We start from the raw sequence: 15,657 nt of genomic DNA on the forward strand, positions 1-15,657 counted from the left end.
CGCGCAACCTGTCCGGCGGATCCTCCGCGTGGCTCAGCCGCGGCGGCGGCGGGCCGCGACGGCGCCGCCGAGCAGCGCGGTGCCCAGCAGCAGGCCGGCAGCCGGAACCGGGATGGCCGAGGTGTCGTAGGAATAGGCGAAGGACACCGAGCTGGGCGCGTCCTTGTCGACCGAGGCGATCAGGCTGAAGGCGCCGGTCGCGTCGTAGGAGAACGACGTGTAGGCCCCGCCGAGCGAGCCGGAGGACGGCAGCGGCGTCAGCGAATAGGATGCCTCGCCGTCGATGCCGACGACGGTCAGGGCAAGCGAGTTGCCGGCAGCCGTGTCGGTGCCGACGATGTAGAAGGTGACCTTCAGCGGATCGGTGACGTCGAAATCGACGGTGGCGGTGGTGCCGGCGGCAACCGATGCGTAAATCGGTGCGTCGCTCTTGTCGCCGATCGACAGCACGGTGGCTGCCTGGGCTGCGCTGCATACGGTCATGGCCGCTGCGATGGGCGCGAGGGTGCGGAAGAAAGTCATGTCAAAAGCTCCGAAATGGTTTTGTGCTTCTGACTTCTTCATGAAAACTGTTGCTTTAATCAAATTTTACCCATGCATATGGTTAACATAGGTGGTAAATGGCGGCGGCCCCGCCCCGCCCCAGCCAAAATGCCGCAGGGCGCCGCGTCGGAACGCACCGCCCTGCCTGATTTCCCGTTCGGGGCGCCGGTCCGGCGGCCCGCTCTCAGCCCCGTGATTCGGCGATGAGCTTCAGCACTTTGGAAGCCGCGTCGGGGATGTTCGTGCCCGGTCCGAAGATCGCCTTCACCCCGGCATCGTAGAGGAACTGGTAGTCCTGCGCCGGGATCACGCCGCCGCAGACGACGAGGATGTCGCCCGCGCCCTGCGCCTTCAGCTCCTCGATGAGCTGCGGCGCCAGCGTCTTGTGCCCCGCCGCCTGCGAGGAGATGCCGACGACATGGACGTCGTTGTCGATGGCGTCCTGCGCGGCCTCTGCGGGCGTCTGGAACAGCGGCCCCACATCGACGTCGAAACCGATATCGGCGAAGGCCGTGGCGATCACCTTGGCGCCGCGGTCATGGCCGTCCTGGCCCATCTTGACCACCAGCATGCGCGGGCGGCGGCCTTCCTTGTCCGCGAAGTCCGCGATTTCCTTCTGGATGGCCGCGAAGCCTTCGTCGCCTTCGTATGCCGATCCGTAAACACCAGCCAAAGTCTTCACCTCCGCTCTGTGACGTCCGAAGACCTCTTCCATCGCCATGGAGATCTCGCCCACCGAGGCGCGGGCCCGGGCGCATTCCACGGCCGCTTCCAGCAAGTTGCCGCCCTCGGTCGCACGGCGCGTCAGCTCGGCCAGCGCGGCCATGCAGGCCGCCTCGTCGCGGCTGCCGCGCATCTTTTCCAGCCGCGCGACCTGCGACTTGCGCACGGCGGTGTTGTCGATGTCGAGGATGTCGATCGGGTCTTCCTTGTCCTTGCGGTACTTGTTGACCCCGACGATCACCTCGTCACCCTTGTCGATCATCGCCTGGCGGCGCGCGGCGGTTTCCTCGATCCGCAGCTTCGGCATGCCCGAGGCGACGGCCTTGGTCATGCCGCCCATCTCCTCGACTTCCTCGATCAGGGCCCAGGCCTTGTCGATCAGCTCGGCCGTGAGGCTTTCCACGTAGTAGCTGCCCGCCAGCGGGTCGATCACGTTGGTGATGCCGGTCTCTTCCTGCAGGATCAGCTGGGTGTTGCGCGCGATCCGGGCCGAGAACTCGGTCGGCAGCGCGATGGCCTCGTCGAGCGCGTTGGTGTGCAGCGACTGGGTGCCGCCGAGCGCCGCCGACATCGCCTCGTAGGCGGTCCGGATGACGTTGTTGTAGGGATCCTGCTCCTGCAGCGACACGCCCGAGGTCTGGCAATGGGTGCGCAGCATCAGGCTGCCCGGCTTCTTCGGCTCGAACTCGGACATGACGCGGTGCCAGAGCGTCCGCGCGGCGCGCAGCTTGGCCGCCTCCATGAAGAAGTTCATGCCGATGGCGAAGAAGAAGCTGAGGCGTCCGGCGAAGGCGTCGACATCCATGCCGGCCGCGATGGCGGTGCGGACGTATTCGCGGCCGTCGGCGATGGTGAAGGCCAGTTCCTGCACCAGGTCGGCGCCGGCCTCCTGCATGTGGTAGCCCGAGATCGAGATCGAGTTGAATTTCGGCATCTCGTTCGAGGTGTATTCGATGATGTCCGCGATGATCCGCATCGAGGGCTCGGGCGGATAGATGTAGGTGTTGCGGACCATGAACTCCTTGAGGATGTCGTTCTGGATGGTCCCCGACAGCACCGCGCGGTCATGGCCCTGCTCTTCGCCGGTGACGATGAAATTGGCCAGAACCGGAATGACGGCGCCGTTCATGGTCATCGAGACCGAGATCTTGTCGAGCGGGATGCCGTCGAACAGGATCTTCATGTCCTCGACGCTGTCGATCGCCACGCCCGCCTTGCCGACATCGCCGACCACGCGCGGATGGTCGCTGTCATAGCCGCGGTGGGTGGCCAGGTCGAAGGCGACCGAGACGCCCTGCTGCCCGGCGGCCAGCGCCTTGCGGTAGAAGGCGTTCGACTCCTCGGCGGTGGAGAAGCCGGCATATTGCCGGATCGTCCAGGGGCGGCCGGCATACATCGTCGCCCGGACGCCGCGGGTATAGGGCCCCTCGCCCGGAATGCCGCCCATATGCGGCAGGTCCGCGGTGTCGGCCTCAGTATAGAGCGGCTTCACCTTGATGCCCTCGAGCGTTTCCCAGTCGAGGTTTTCCAGAGGCTTGCCACGCAGCTCCTTCTCGGCAAGCGCCTTCCATCGGTCCAGCTTTCCGGTCATTTTCCACCCTTTGATCGCGCGCCGGGCGCCTGCGGCCCCGGACTGTGACTCTCCGTCGGCGCAGGGCCCGCAACCGGGCCCCGCAGATCGCGGCCTGCCCCCGCGCGGCATCCGGCGGAGGGCCGGTGCACCGCGCCCGGGGCTGCGATGACATGAATTCGGGATGCCCCCGCCGGAACCCGGCCGGGCGCGGTGCCGCCCCTGAGGGCGGTCAGACGTTGCCGCGCATAAATACGGCGAGTTTCTCCGGCGGATAGACGAGGATCAGCGCATTGCCGTCCGGCACGTAGATCATCCGCGTCGCGCGGGTTACCAGCATCCGGTAGATGCCCTTGCGGATCACCTCGCTTTCGGCGCAGTCCAGCACCGGGCCGATGCCGCTCGACAGAAGTCCCAGCCCGCGGGCCAGGTCCTTGGACATCAGCTGCTCCGAAATCTCGGTCGGGCTCCTGCCGGGGAAGTCGAAGATCACCGGCACCCCGGCAGCGACCAGATCCAGCGCGGGCCCGGCGGACATGGCCGATTGCAGCCCGCCCTCCATCGCCACATCGGCCGTCTCCAGCCGGAACACCGCCAGCGTGCAGCTCGATTTCGACACGAATTGCCGCGTTCCCAGCAGCGACAGCCATGGCGCCAGCTCTGCGCGCAGCGCGTCCTCCCGGTCGAGCGAGCAGCCCGCCAGAACGGAAAGGAGCAGCAGCAGCGCCCCGGCAAACGTGATCGGCGGACGCAGCGGCATCCTCCGGGCCTCCCCGACGGCATGAGTCGGCAGCGAGGCTAGCGCGGGAACCTTGACAAATCTCTTCCCCCCGCCGGAGGGGCGCGGCCCGCACCGGCAGGCCGGACAGGGACGCGCCGCCCCTGCCCTTCCCGGCCGATATGCGGACCGCGGACCTCATTCGAATTCCATGATCACGTCGTCGACCGCAAGGCTGGCACCGGCCTCGCAATTGACCTTCTTGACGGTGCCCTGCTTCTCGGCGCGCAGCGTGTTTTCCATCTTCATGGCTTCCACGACCGCCAGCGCCTGGCCCTCCTGCACCTCGTCGCCCTCGGAGACGTTGATGCGCACCACGAGGCCCGGCATCGGGCAGAGCAGAAGCTTGGACGTGTCCGGCGGCAGCTTGACCGGCATCAGCTTGGCCAGCTCGGCCGCGCGGAGCGACCGCGGCACCGCCTTCAGGTCGGCACCGCGCCAGCGCAGGCGGAAGCCCTGGCTGACAGGGTCGACCTTGACCATGACGGTCTGCCCGCCGATCTCGGCCTGGGCCACGGTCTGGCCCGCCCGCCAGGCCAGCGCCATGGTGACGCCGTCCTCGAAGGTGATCCGGCCGCCGTCCCGCACCGAGATGGTCAGCGGCACATGCGCCTCGCCGATCGACACTTCCCACTCGTCGGCCAGGATCTGCGGCTTCTGGCGGAGCTGGCCGGAAATCGCCGACTTGCGGTCGAACTCGATGGCGGTCAGCCCCAGGGCCACGCGGGCCAGCAGGACCAGGTCCTCTTCCGGCAGGGTCACCCCGGAGAAGCCGTCGGGATATTCCTCGGCGATGAAGGCGGTGGAGATGTCGCCCGACATGAATCGCGGGTGGTCCATCACCGCCGCGACGAAGGGCAGGTTGTGGCCTATGCCCTCGACCTCGAACTGGTCCAGCGCGTTGCGCATCGCCTCGGTCGCCGCCTCGCGGGTCTCGCCCCAGGTGCAGAGCTTGGCGATCATCGGGTCGTAGTACATCGAGATCTCGGCGCCTTCGTACACGCCGGTGTCGTTGCGCACGATGCAGCCGTCCGCGGTGTCGCCCTCGACCGGCGGCTTGTAGCGGGTCAGGCGGCCGATGGACGGCAGGAAGTTGCGGTACGGATCCTCCGCATAGAGGCGGTTCTCGATCGCCCAGCCCTTGATGCCGATGTCGCTCTGCTTCATCGCCAGCTTTTCGCCATAGGCGACGCGGATCATCTGCTCCACCAGGTCGATGCCGGTGATCAGCTCGGTGACCGGATGCTCCACCTGCAGGCGGGTGTTCATCTCGAGGAAGTAGAAGTTCTTGTCGCCGTCGACGATGAATTCGACCGTGCCGGCAGAGGCATAGTCCACCGCCTTGGCCAGCGCGCAGGACTGTTCCCCCATCGCCTTGCGGGTGGCTTCGTCGAGGAACGGGCTCGGCGCCTCTTCGACGACTTTCTGGTTGCGCCGCTGGATCGAGCATTCGCGCTCGTTCAGGTAGAGGCAGTTCCCGTGCTTGTCGGCCAGCACCTGGATCTCGATGTGGCGCGGCTGGGTGACGAACTTCTCGATGAAGATGCGATCGTCGCCGAAGCTGTTCGCCGCCTCGTTCTTCGAGGACTCGAAGCCTTCGCGCGCCTCGGTGTCGTTCCAGGCGATCCGCATGCCCTTGCCGCCGCCGCCGGCGGACGCCTTGATCATCACCGGATAGCCGATCTCCTTGGAGATCTTCACCGCTTCCTCGGCATCCTCGATCAGGCCCATGTAGCCCGGAACGGTCGAGACGCCCGCCTCCTGGGCCAGCTTCTTCGAGGTGATCTTGTCGCCCATCGCCTCGATCGCGCCCGAGGGCGGGCCGATGAAGGCGACGCCGGCTGCTTCAAGAGCTTCCGCGAAGACCTTGTTTTCGCTGAGGAAGCCATAGCCCGGATGCACTGCCTCGGCGCCGGTCTGCTTGATCGCGTCGAGGATCTTGTCGATGATCAGGTAGGACTGGTTGGCCGGCGGCGGGCCGATATGCACCGCCTCGTCGGCCATCTGGACGTGCAGCGCATTGGCATCGGCATCGGAATAGACCGCAACGGTCTGGATGCCCATCTTGCGCGCGGTCTTGATCACGCGGCAGGCGATCTCGCCCCGGTTGGCGATCAGGATTTTCTTGAACATGTCTCACTCCGCAGGACAGAGGAAACCCGCCGCGGCACCGGGCCACGACGGGTTCGATTGGTGTCGGTCGCGCGGAGCTTCCGCGCGCGGATCAGGTTGGCCGCGCGCAGGGTCGCGCGGGTCAGTTGTTCGGACAGGTCCCCAGGGAACGGCAGGTTGCGCCCGCCGCACCGCCGATCAGGGCACCGGTCACGGGATCGCCCGTGATCACCTGCCCCGCTGCGCCGCCGATCACGGCACCCGTCGCGGTACGTTCGAGATCTGTCTGCCCGCAAGCCGTCAGGGCCAGCAGACCGCAGGTCCCGAGGATCAACGTCACTTTCTTCATCTTGCGCCTCATTCGCTTTGTTGGCCATGCCGAGCAGGCAGGGCTTCGCGATCATAACGCAAGTGAAGAGAGAAAAGTTTCCTTTAATTAGCGACGTTGCGGAAACAGGCATCCCTCCGCTCATGCCGCAGAGGCCGGAAAACTCCGGCTGTTCGGCTGCAATGACGATCGAAAGGGCCTGCATGGGTCCGGTTGTCCTCGGCTGGGGGTCATACTTGTCCCGGCGCCCGCCCCTCCCAAGGCGGCGCCGGGGGTCCCTGCTCGTCAGAGCGGGATGTTGTCGTGCTTCTTGTAGGGCACCTCGACATGCTTCGTGCGCAGCGCGGCGAAGGCATTGGCGACCCGGCGGCGCGTCGAGCGCGGCATGATCACCTCGTCGATGAAGCCCCGTTCCGCCGCCACGAAGGGGTTGGCGAAGCGGTCCTCGTATTCCTTGGTGCGCGCGGCGATCTTCTCGGGGTCGCCCAGTTCGGAGCGGTAGAGGATCTCGGTCGCGCCCTTGGCGCCCATCACGGCGATCTCGGCGGTCGGCCAGGCATAGTTGACGTCCGCGCCGATATGCTTGGACGCCATCACGTCATAGGCGCCGCCATAGGCCTTGCGGGTGATGACCGTGACCATCGGCACGGTGGCCTGGGAATAGGCGAAGAGCAGCTTCGCGCCGTGCTTGATGACGCCGCCGTATTCCTGGCTGGTCCCCGGCAGGAAGCCGGGCACGTCGACCAGGGTCAGGATCGGGATGTTGAAGGCGTTGCAGAAGCGCACGAAGCGCGCGGCTTTTCTCGACGAGTCGATGTCGAGGCAGCCGGCCAGCACCATCGGCTGGTTGGCAACGACGCCGACGGTGGAGCCTTCGAGCCGGATGAAGCCGGTCAGGATGTTCTTCGCGAAATCCTCCTGGATCTCGTAGAACTCGCCGCAATCCGCAATCTTCCCGATCAGTTCCTTCATGTCGTAGGGCATGTTGGGATTGTCGGGGACCAGCGTGTCGAGGCTCTCGTCGATCCGGTCGGGGTCGTCGATCACCGGCAGCTTCGGCGGGTTCTCGCGCGCCGAGAGCGGCAGGAAGTCGACCAGGCGGCGGACTTCGGCCAGCGCCTCGACGTCATTGTCGAAGGCCTTGTCGGCCACGGAGGATTTCTTGGTGTGGGTCGACGCTCCGCCCAGCTCTTCGGCGGTGACGATCTCGTTCGTCACGGTCTTCACCACGTCGGGGCCGGTGACGAACATGTAGGAGCTGTCGCGCACCATGAAGATGAAGTCGGTCATGGCCGGCGAATAGACCGCGCCGCCCGCGCAGGGGCCCATGATGACGGAAATCTGCGGGATGGTGCCGGAGGCCACGACGTTGCGCTTGAACACGTCGGCATAGCCCGCCAGCGAGGCGACGCCTTCCTGGATACGCGCGCCGCCGGAGTCGTTGATCCCGATGACGGGCGCGCCGTTCTGCACCGCCTTGTCCATGATCTTGCAGATCTTCTGGGCATGGGTTTCCGACAGAGAGCCGCCGAAGACGGTGAAGTCCTGGCTGAACACGTAGACCATGCGGCCGTTGATCGTGCCCCAGCCGGTGACCACGCCGTCACCGGTGATCTTCTGGTCCTGCATGCCGAAATCGGTGCAGCGATGGGTGATGTAGGTGTCGTATTCCTCGAACGACCCTTCATCCAGCAGCAGCTCGATGCGCTCGCGCGCGGTCAGCTTGCCCTTGGCATGCTGCGCATCGATGCGGCGCTGACCGCCGCCCAGATAGGCCTCCTCGCGGCGTTCCTGCAGCTTCTCGAGTATCTCTTTCATCGTGACCTCTTGCGCGATGTGTCAGGCGGAGCGGCGGGCAAGCGCCCAGGCGCCGAGACCGGCGATCAGGGACTTGAAGATGCCGCCGAAGATGAACGGGGTCAGGCCGTAGTCCAGCACCGGCTTGTCCCAGCCGATGACGTTGCCCAGGTGCCAGAGCCCGGTGGGGAAGACGAGCGCGGTGGCGACCAGCGCCGAGACCAGCGCGCCGGGCAGCGAGCGGGTCCAGCCGCGGTCGCGGGCCATCCCGGCGAAGGCGGCGGCGATCAGGAATCCGAGAATGTAGCCGCCGGTGGGACCGGTCAGCGCCATCAGGCCGAACTTGCCGCCGGCGAAGACCGGCAGGCCGGCCAGGCCCGCACCGACATAGGTGGCCACCGAGGCAACGCCGCGGCGCATGCCGAGCGCCAGCCCGGCCCCGGTGACGGCCAGCGTCTGCAGCGTCATCGGCACCGGGTAGAACGGAACCTCGATATTGGCCGCCGCCGCCATTGCTGCGGCAGCGCCCAGAACGAGGGCGGCCTCCTTCCAGAGGGGGCGGGATCGCGTGCCGGCACTGTGATGCATGATGTCCTCCTGGTCCGGGCCCTTTATGCTGCAGAGCCGCATTAACCGTAGCACCTGCCATCCCGATGCCCTTGCGGGAAGGTCTGGACATGTGTGGTTGCAAATGTTTGCGTATTGTGGAATGCGTATTGCGAACTTGCGAAAGGTCCAGTCATGGAAGGACGGAAGCTCTTTGCCGGCGCGCGGCTGCGCAATCTGCGCCAGGCCGAAAAGCTCACGCAGAGGCAGTTCGCCGAAAGGCTGGGCATTTCGACAAGTTACGTCAACCAGCTGGAAAACAACCAGCGCCCGCTGTCCGCGGGAGTGATTCTGGCGCTGGTCGACGGATTCGGCGTCGACATCGCCTCCTTCGCCTCAGATGACGGCGACCGGGTGGTGAACGACCTGCACGAGGCACTGTCCGATCCGATCTTCGCCGACCGCCGCCCGTCGCGGCAGGAGCTGAAGATCGCGATCTCCAACACGCCGGATTTCGCCCATGCCTTCCTGACGCTGCAGCGCGCCTACCAGGCCGCGAAGGACCGGATGGCGTCGCTCGACGACGCGCTGCAGCAGGAGCATATCGACGCCGCGCCCCTGCCCTACGAAGAGGTCCGCGACTTCTTCAACTACGCCAACAACTACATCGACTGGCTCGACCGCGGCGCCGAGGCGCTGGCCGAGGAGATCGGCGTCGACGGCGGCAACCACCTGAAGCTCGGCGCCGAGCGGCTGCGCCGCGTCCATGGCATGGCGGTGGTCTTCGAGCGCGGCACGATGAGCCCGGACGTTTTCCGGATCTTCGACCCCGAGAACAAGCGCCTGGTGGTCAATGCCGACGCGCCGCGCGCCACCCAGAGCTTCCAGATCTGGCAGCAGATCGCCCTGGCCGAGGAAAAGGACGCGATCGAGCGCATCCTCGACGACGCCCGCTTCCGCACCGGCGAGGCCCGTGCCATCGCCCGCATCGGCCTGGCGAATTTCTTCGCCGGATCCGCCATGCTGCCCTATGGCGCCTTCCTCTCGGCCGCCCGGGAACTGCGCCACGACATCGAGCTGCTGGCCGACCGCTTCGGCGCCTCGCTGGAACAGGTCGCCCACCGGCTCTCGACGCTGCAGCGCCCCGGCTCGCGCGGGGTGCCGTTCTTCTTCCTGCGGGTCGACCGCGCGGGGACGATCACCAAGCGCCATTCCGCGACCCGGCTGCAATTCGCCCGTTTCGGCGGCGCCTGCCCGCTCTGGGGCGTGCACCAGGCCTTCGAGCGCCCCGAGGAGACCGTCCGCCAGCTGGCCGAGACCCCGGACGGCGAGCGCTACATCTGCATCGCCCGCACCATCACCAAGCGCGGCGTCGGATTCCGCGCGCCGATCCGCCGCTATGCGATTGCGCTCGGCTGCTCGGTCAACCACGCGCCTGACATGGTCTATGCCGACGGGCTGAATATCGACCAGGCCGGGGATTACGACCTGATCGGCAGTTCCTGCCGGATCTGCGAGCGGACCAACTGCCCGCAGCGCTCGGTGCCGCCGATCCATGCCCAGATCTCGGTCGATGCGCGGGTGCGCCGGGTGGTGCCCTTCGAGATCTCCTGATCCACCAAGCCTTAACCAAAGGGCAAGGCTGCGGCGGCTAGGCTCCGGGCGGAGCAACGAGGAGGCCGCACCGTGCCGCGACGGAAGAAGACCCGGGCCAAGGGCCCGCTGGCGGAGCAGCTGTCGCGCGCGCAGGCACTGATGGCGCGCGACCTGCCCGGCGCGATCCTGACCTATGGCAAGGTGCTGGACCGGGACCCCGGAAATGCCCGCGCGCTGGCCGCGCTGCGCGGCACCACGCTGCAGCAGCGGCGCAGCATCATCCGTTCCTGCGTCTCGCTGGTGCGCACCGGCGCGGCGCCGCATGCGCTGGCCCTTTCCGGCATCCTGAGCCGCGCCAATCCAGGCGATCCGGCGCTGGCCGCCTTCGAGGCGCGCGCGCTGGTCGTGATGAAGCAGCCCGAAGCCGCGCTCGACCGGCTCGCCCCCTTCCGCAGCAGCCATCCCGGCCATGCCGAGCTCCGCGCGAGCCATGGAATGGCGACCGCCTTTGCCGGCGATCACGCCGCCGCCGCGGCCGAACTGGAGCCGCTCCGCCAGGCCGGCGCGCTCGACGCGGAAGCCCTGAACGTGCTCGCGACCTCGCTGGCCTATCTCGGGCGGCTCGACGAGGCCGAGCAGGTGCTGCTGCCCCCCGCGCGGGAGGGCGCGCTGTCCATGTCCGGGCTCTACAACCTCTCGCGCCAGGCCGACCTCTCCGCCGAGCCTGCGATCATCGCGCAGATCGAGGCGGTCGACGCGAATCCCGGCGCCCCGCGCGCGGACCGCGAGATGGCCGCCCATGCGCTTGCCAGGATCCGCGAGGACCAGGGCGATACCGATGGCGCCTTCCGCCATCTGGCCATGGCCAACGCCCTGAAGCCGGACGAGGACATCCGCCGCTACATGGACAGCATGCGCGCCGCGGCCGAGCGGGCGCCGGTCGCGGCCGCCCGGATCGCGGCGCCCTCCGCCCCGTCCGGACACCCGCGCCCGGTCTTCATCGTCGGGCTGCCGAGGTCGGGCACCACGCTGGCCGAGCAGATCCTGCTTCGCCACAGCCGCGTCGCGTCGCTCGGCGAAAGCACGCGGCTGGCCGGCATCTACAACACGCTCTGCGCGGGCGGCGGCCCGATCGACGCGCAGGCCTTCCGCGGCGCCTATTTCGCCTCGCTTCCTTCCGGCGCGGCGGAGGCCGAGGTGCTGCTCGACAAGATGCCGTCCAACGCCTTTCTCTGCGGCCTGGCGCTGAAGGCGATGCCGGAGGCGCGGGTGCTGCATTGCCGCCGCCATCCGATGGCGACGGCGTTCTCCGCCTTCCGCATCCGCTTTGCCGAGGGCTACGACCATTCCCACCGCTTCGCGACGCTCGCCGAGTTCCACCGGCTCACCGAGACAGCGATGGCCCTCTGGACACGGGATTTTCCGGACAGGATCATGCCGGTTCCCTACGAGCCCCTGACCGAGGCGCCCGCGCCCTGGATTGCCGGCATGGCCCGGTTCTGCGGCCTCGCCCCGGAGGACGGCCTGGCCGATTACCGCGGCAGCGCCGCGACCGTGAAGACGGCCAGCCTGCGCCAGGTCCGGCAGGGCATCTACCGCGGCAGCTCGGAAAAATGGAAGGCCTACGCCCCCTGGCTCGCGCCGCTCATGGCCGACCTGATCGAAGAGATCGCCCATTACGAGGTCGAGACCGAACAGCACATCGCCAGGCAGCAGGCAGAGCAGAATTTGGCCCAGGATCCGAAATTGACCTGCGCCTGACCTGGAGCAGGACCCGATGCCGCCGCATTTCCCGGCCCTCAAACACTGGGTTCCAGCGAAGATCTGTGGCGCGCGAGCATGATGTCTGACCAAGGCGCGCAAGGGCGGTGCTTCACATGTCGGTCTAGCAGATTCCCTGCGGGACGCCGGATTCCCAGGCCGGATCATTCCGAAGCCCGACCGCCACCGCACGGGGTGCCGGCCCCGCATGTGCTGCGAACGCCAAGGGCTTGGCCATTGGTAACGAGCAGCGAGCGTGGCCGTGGCGCGGCAGCGGAAGCGCCGCGGATAACCTGTTGATCTTCCGCAGCACGCTCGGCGCAGCGAATGTCCTGTCCATGGCCGGGCGGTGGACACGGGCCACGGCGATGCTGCGGAAAAGCGGGCGCAAGGCCGGGCGTATGGCGGACACGGCCATCCGCGCCCTCGCACCGCTGCCACTGGCGGCCCGGCAGCCGATCCCCTTCGGCCACGGGTTCGAGTTCGCCGTCTGGCGGGACCTCGGCACCGGGATGGGAACGGAGAACGTTCGCCACCGGCCCCGGACCCGTGGCGGCGCGATGGCTCGCTCTGCTACCCGCAGGCGCCGTGGCAGACGGGCCAGGTCGATAGCCTCAACCGCCGCGCGCGCCGCTGTCTGCCCCGGGAAACCGCAGCAGTGTCGGCGCTCCCAAATCGATCCATGAGGTCGATTTGCGGCCGCCTCGGCGCCGCGCCGCGGAACACCGCGGCTGCCGGACCGCGGCCGGGGATTTCCGCGAGGAACCCGCCGGGCAAATCCGAAAAGCAACCGAGGTGGAACTCACCGGCGGGTAGCTTCCGTCGGGCATATTGCACTTATCGGAGAGAGGGACTTAGCCCGGAAATACTGAGGGTTAGATCGGTCTCATGCCGAAGCCCGCCTCCCGCGCTACAGCACGACGAACTGGACCGGCTAGCGAGTCATTGTTGCGCCATTGGCTCGAGCAGTTGCCAGAGCAAGCGCCACCGGTCCGAGCGCCGCTGGCGACGGCGAGCACTTCGCCGAGGCGGCGTGGATCGTCGTCTATCTGGTTCGGCCCCGAGCTGGAGTGTCGGGCGCAGGGCCGGGGCAAACAGGGTCACCCCGAGACCTAATCCGAATGAGGAGGGCCAGGAAACGGTCCGGGGGGGACCGTTTGCCCGGCGAATGCCATCCAGACATGCCTGACGTTGAGAGCCCTGTTCCGGCTGCCGCTTCGGCAAACAGTTGGTCTGGTCGCAAGCCTGATCGAGAGGGCCGGACTCGACTGGCCCGCGCCCGACTATTCCACCTTGTGCCACCGCTGGGCCCGGATCGCAGTGCAAATCCCGCATCGGAGCTCCGGCCAGCCGCTGAGCCTGTTGATCTACAATGAGGCGCAAGCGCCACTGGTCCGAGCGCAGCGCCGAATGGGCATCCGTTTCCTTGGCGATGGGAAATGGCTTGTGCGCAAACATGATGGGGCGCGAAGGCGTGAATGGCGCAAGGTGCATCTGGCGATGGACACCGCCACCGGCAATATCCGGCGCTACTGGACTTTCCCGGGTTTGGCGGAGAGCGCCGACTGCTGAACCGGGAAGTGTTCCATGTCCCGCGGAAGACGGCCAACCCGGAGTTCCAGCGCGAAGCGGCGCGGCCGGCGCTAGCCAGAGGACGAACGCGGCGCAGAATTTCGGACGATCCGGGCGTCGGTCTGTCGGCGGCAACACGCCGGGTCCGGCGGAACGGGATGCGGAAGAGCCGCGCGGCGAGCGGGTCGACCTGCATGGCGGGTCGAAGCGCCTATGACCTTGCCCCCGGCTCCCGGACTGGGCGGATGTTCACCATGCGGCCATCTTTGCGGACATGTCGATCCTTGCCTGTTCGGGCGTCCGGCAGCCGATGCTCGAATGGCGGCGCCGCCGGTTGCAGAAGATGGCGATGCACGCGAACAGCTCCGCCCTGGCCACGCGGCGCGACCGGAACCTGGCGCGGTGGACAAGCTCGGTCATCAAGGAGCCGAAGAAGCTCTCCATCGGCGCGTTCCGCGCCTTCGAACGGTCCCCCGGACCGGTCGGTCCGCTGGTGCGGACCAGCTTGAACTCCAGGCAATTTCCCTTCCGGCTCATTGAGGCGACGGCTTTCCAGGCATCGAGAAGCTGCCTGCAGCCACCGGCAGCATGTTGGACGCCCCTGCCTGAATGGCAGACCGGCCCCCGCGCCGGCCGCCGGTTCTGCAGAGCCATGCGCATCGCGTCGGCCGCGGGGCTGCTCCCGAGCCGCTCCGACATCGGCCCGCTGCCCGGCAGGCGATTGCGTGCAATCGCCGGGAGGCGCCGGCGATCTCCATCGTCGCGTTCGCCATCGGTCTCGAACCGGTGGCGGCAAGATGGCGGACTCCTTCACCGCCGCCAGGCAGAGCCGGCCCTGGTCCGTGGGCAGTTGCCAAGGTTGCGCCACCGGGTCGGGCAACCATTGGCGACGCTGATGTCGGCCAGCCAGATCCGGCCGGGCTCCGCGGCGCGGAAATTCCGCCGCGGCAGGGTCGGCGCGTTCTGCGCCCCCGATGATCCGGCCCGCTGGCGCGGACCAGCTCGAACCCGAGATCGTGCCGGCTGTCCGTCGTCCGCGGAACGCGGCGGCCCCGGTGCGGCGGGCGGATGTCGCCCGCCATTGCCCCCGGAGCTGCCAGCGGCTGCGCCACCGGTCCGAGCGCCGCTGGCGACGGCGGACAATGGCTCGCTCTTCAATGAGCTTGGCCACCGTCTTCCTGGCTGCCCGCATGCCCTGATCCCGCAGTTCGGCGCCGCCATCGACGCTCGGAGCTGCCCATCGCGGCGCCATCGGTTCGAGCCCGATGGGCGACGGCGCCTCGATGACGGCTGCGCGGCGCACCGTAGCGCCGGTGGCTGGCCTCGAAGATCGCACGCATCCCGGGAAGAAGGTCCTGTCGCGCCGCCCGTCCCGGGGCGGCGGCACGCCAGGAATGGAACCAGCTCGTGCTGACCGAGAGCACCCGGATCAGCGCGGCCCCGAGCGCGATCCGTCCGAGCGAGCGGGCCGCGCGATGACGGCGTGCGCAGACGCATGGGCGGCAAGGAAGGCGAGCTTGTCCTTCGCTGCTTCGCCGCCCGCTGCGCAAGAATAGCGTTCGCAGGCTCTCCCGGACCGGTGGCGTCCGCCTGCTCGCCTATCCGCATCGCCTCCACCTCTTCCTTGAGACGGCGGTTCTCGCGGCGCAGCTCGGCCAGTTCACCGGCCTCGGCCTGCCGGTGCCGGATCGCCTCTGCCGGGCCCGCGGCCGCCAGCGCGAGCCGCCAGCCTTCCAGCTGCGACGCGGGCGCGCGGCTCTCAATCCCCGCGGTGGCGATGCCCATTCGGCCCTGTACCCGGACCGATGGCGCGCGCGCGTCGTTGCCGATCTGCAGGTTCAGGTGCCGACCGAAGCTTCGGCACGGGGCATGCACTCCCATCCGAGCCTGGCGGCGGCACAGGGCAGAGCCGCCCGGAACACGCCGATCGGGCCAGCAACAAGACCGGAGGCATGGCGGAGCCGCGGGACAAACAGGACGTTCAGCACACGGCTTGCCTGGACCGCACCGCCGGAGAAGCTCCCGGGATGGCCGCGCTAGCCGGTTCTGCCCGCGAGCCGTTCCATATCCGGCGTCTCCTGCACGCCGCCCAGATCCCGGGAATCTCGGCCTGCTTCCCGGCCGCGGAGGCCGGCCCGGAAACGCTGCAATGCTCGCAGACAAGGGCGGGTGCGAGATTAAGCCCGGCGTCGTGGATCCGGTGGCTCGCCGTTCGGCCGCGGCTGGACCCGGGTTCCGCAGACTACACGACACTGGTTGATTTGGGGTGGCGGCGATCGGCGGAAGGGAGTCTCCTGACGGACTCGACCTCGCCAAAGGAACGGCCCGTTG

10 protein-coding genes and 1 pseudogene are annotated in these 15,657 nt (G+C 67.9%); 3 read left to right on the forward strand and 8 right to left on the reverse strand.

Annotation, left to right across the window (positions count from 1 at the left end):
- Window positions 1-33: 33 nt before the first annotated feature.
- The 7 genes from HCC78_RS16340 to HCC78_RS16370 form a co-directional block, all read right to left on the reverse strand.
- Window positions 34-522 (reverse strand): hypothetical protein, encoded by a 489-nt coding sequence (locus HCC78_RS16340; protein ID WP_172329853.1) that lies wholly within the window; start codon window positions 520-522, stop codon window positions 34-36.
- A 205-nt stretch (window positions 523-727) separates the two neighbouring features.
- Window positions 728-2,857 (reverse strand): methylmalonyl-CoA mutase, encoded by a 2,130-nt coding sequence (gene scpA, locus HCC78_RS16345; RefSeq protein ID WP_172329854.1) that lies wholly within the window; start codon window positions 2,855-2,857, stop codon window positions 728-730.
- A 211-nt stretch (window positions 2,858-3,068) separates the two neighbouring features.
- Window positions 3,069-3,596: a hypothetical protein gene (locus tag HCC78_RS16350; RefSeq protein ID WP_172329855.1), complete on the reverse strand. Its 528-nt coding sequence runs from the start codon at window positions 3,594-3,596 to the stop codon at window positions 3,069-3,071.
- Window positions 3,597-3,752: 156 nt separating this feature from the next.
- On the reverse strand, window positions 3,753-5,747 hold the full coding sequence (locus HCC78_RS16355) for an acetyl/propionyl/methylcrotonyl-CoA carboxylase subunit alpha (protein ID WP_172329856.1): 1,995 nt from the start codon (window positions 5,745-5,747) through the stop codon (window positions 3,753-3,755).
- Window positions 5,748-5,868: 121 nt separating this feature from the next.
- Window positions 5,869-6,075: a glycine zipper family protein gene (locus tag HCC78_RS16360; protein ID WP_172329857.1), complete on the reverse strand. Its 207-nt coding sequence runs from the start codon at window positions 6,073-6,075 to the stop codon at window positions 5,869-5,871.
- 264 nt (window positions 6,076-6,339) lie between these two features.
- On the reverse strand, window positions 6,340-7,872 hold the full coding sequence (locus HCC78_RS16365) for an acyl-CoA carboxylase subunit beta (RefSeq protein WP_172329858.1): 1,533 nt from the start codon (window positions 7,870-7,872) through the stop codon (window positions 6,340-6,342).
- A 21-nt stretch (window positions 7,873-7,893) separates the two neighbouring features.
- Entirely contained in the window at window positions 7,894-8,439 is a 546-nt protein-coding gene (locus HCC78_RS16370; protein WP_172329859.1) for a biotin transporter BioY, read from the reverse strand.
- Between the two features lie 153 nt (window positions 8,440-8,592).
- Here HCC78_RS16370 and HCC78_RS16375 point away from each other — a divergent pair, with 153 nt between their 5' ends.
- The 3 genes and pseudogenes from HCC78_RS16375 to HCC78_RS33770 all read left to right on the forward strand — a co-directional run.
- Window positions 8,593-10,011 (forward strand): short-chain fatty acyl-CoA regulator family protein, encoded by a 1,419-nt coding sequence (locus HCC78_RS16375; protein ID WP_172329860.1) that lies wholly within the window; start codon window positions 8,593-8,595, stop codon window positions 10,009-10,011.
- A 72-nt stretch (window positions 10,012-10,083) separates the two neighbouring features.
- Window positions 10,084-11,754 carry a sulfotransferase gene (locus HCC78_RS34835; protein WP_172329861.1) on the forward strand — a complete coding sequence of 557 codons (1,671 nt, stop codon included), beginning with the start codon at window positions 10,084-10,086 and terminating at the stop codon, window positions 11,752-11,754.
- A 969-nt stretch (window positions 11,755-12,723) separates the two neighbouring features.
- Window positions 12,724-13,281: pseudogene (locus HCC78_RS33770) on the forward strand (transposase); the annotation flags it as partial.
- A gap of 294 nt (window positions 13,282-13,575) precedes the next feature.
- On the opposite strand, the gene HCC78_RS16390 reads toward HCC78_RS33770, so the two are convergent.
- Window positions 13,576-13,863: an IS3 family transposase gene (locus HCC78_RS16390; protein WP_172329863.1), complete on the reverse strand. Its 288-nt coding sequence runs from the start codon at window positions 13,861-13,863 to the stop codon at window positions 13,576-13,578.
- Window positions 13,864-15,657 lie beyond the last annotated feature (1,794 nt).

The organism is Mangrovicoccus sp. HB161399 (assembly GCF_013184745.1).
Classification (GTDB): Bacteria; Pseudomonadota; Alphaproteobacteria; order Rhodobacterales; family Rhodobacteraceae; genus Mangrovicoccus.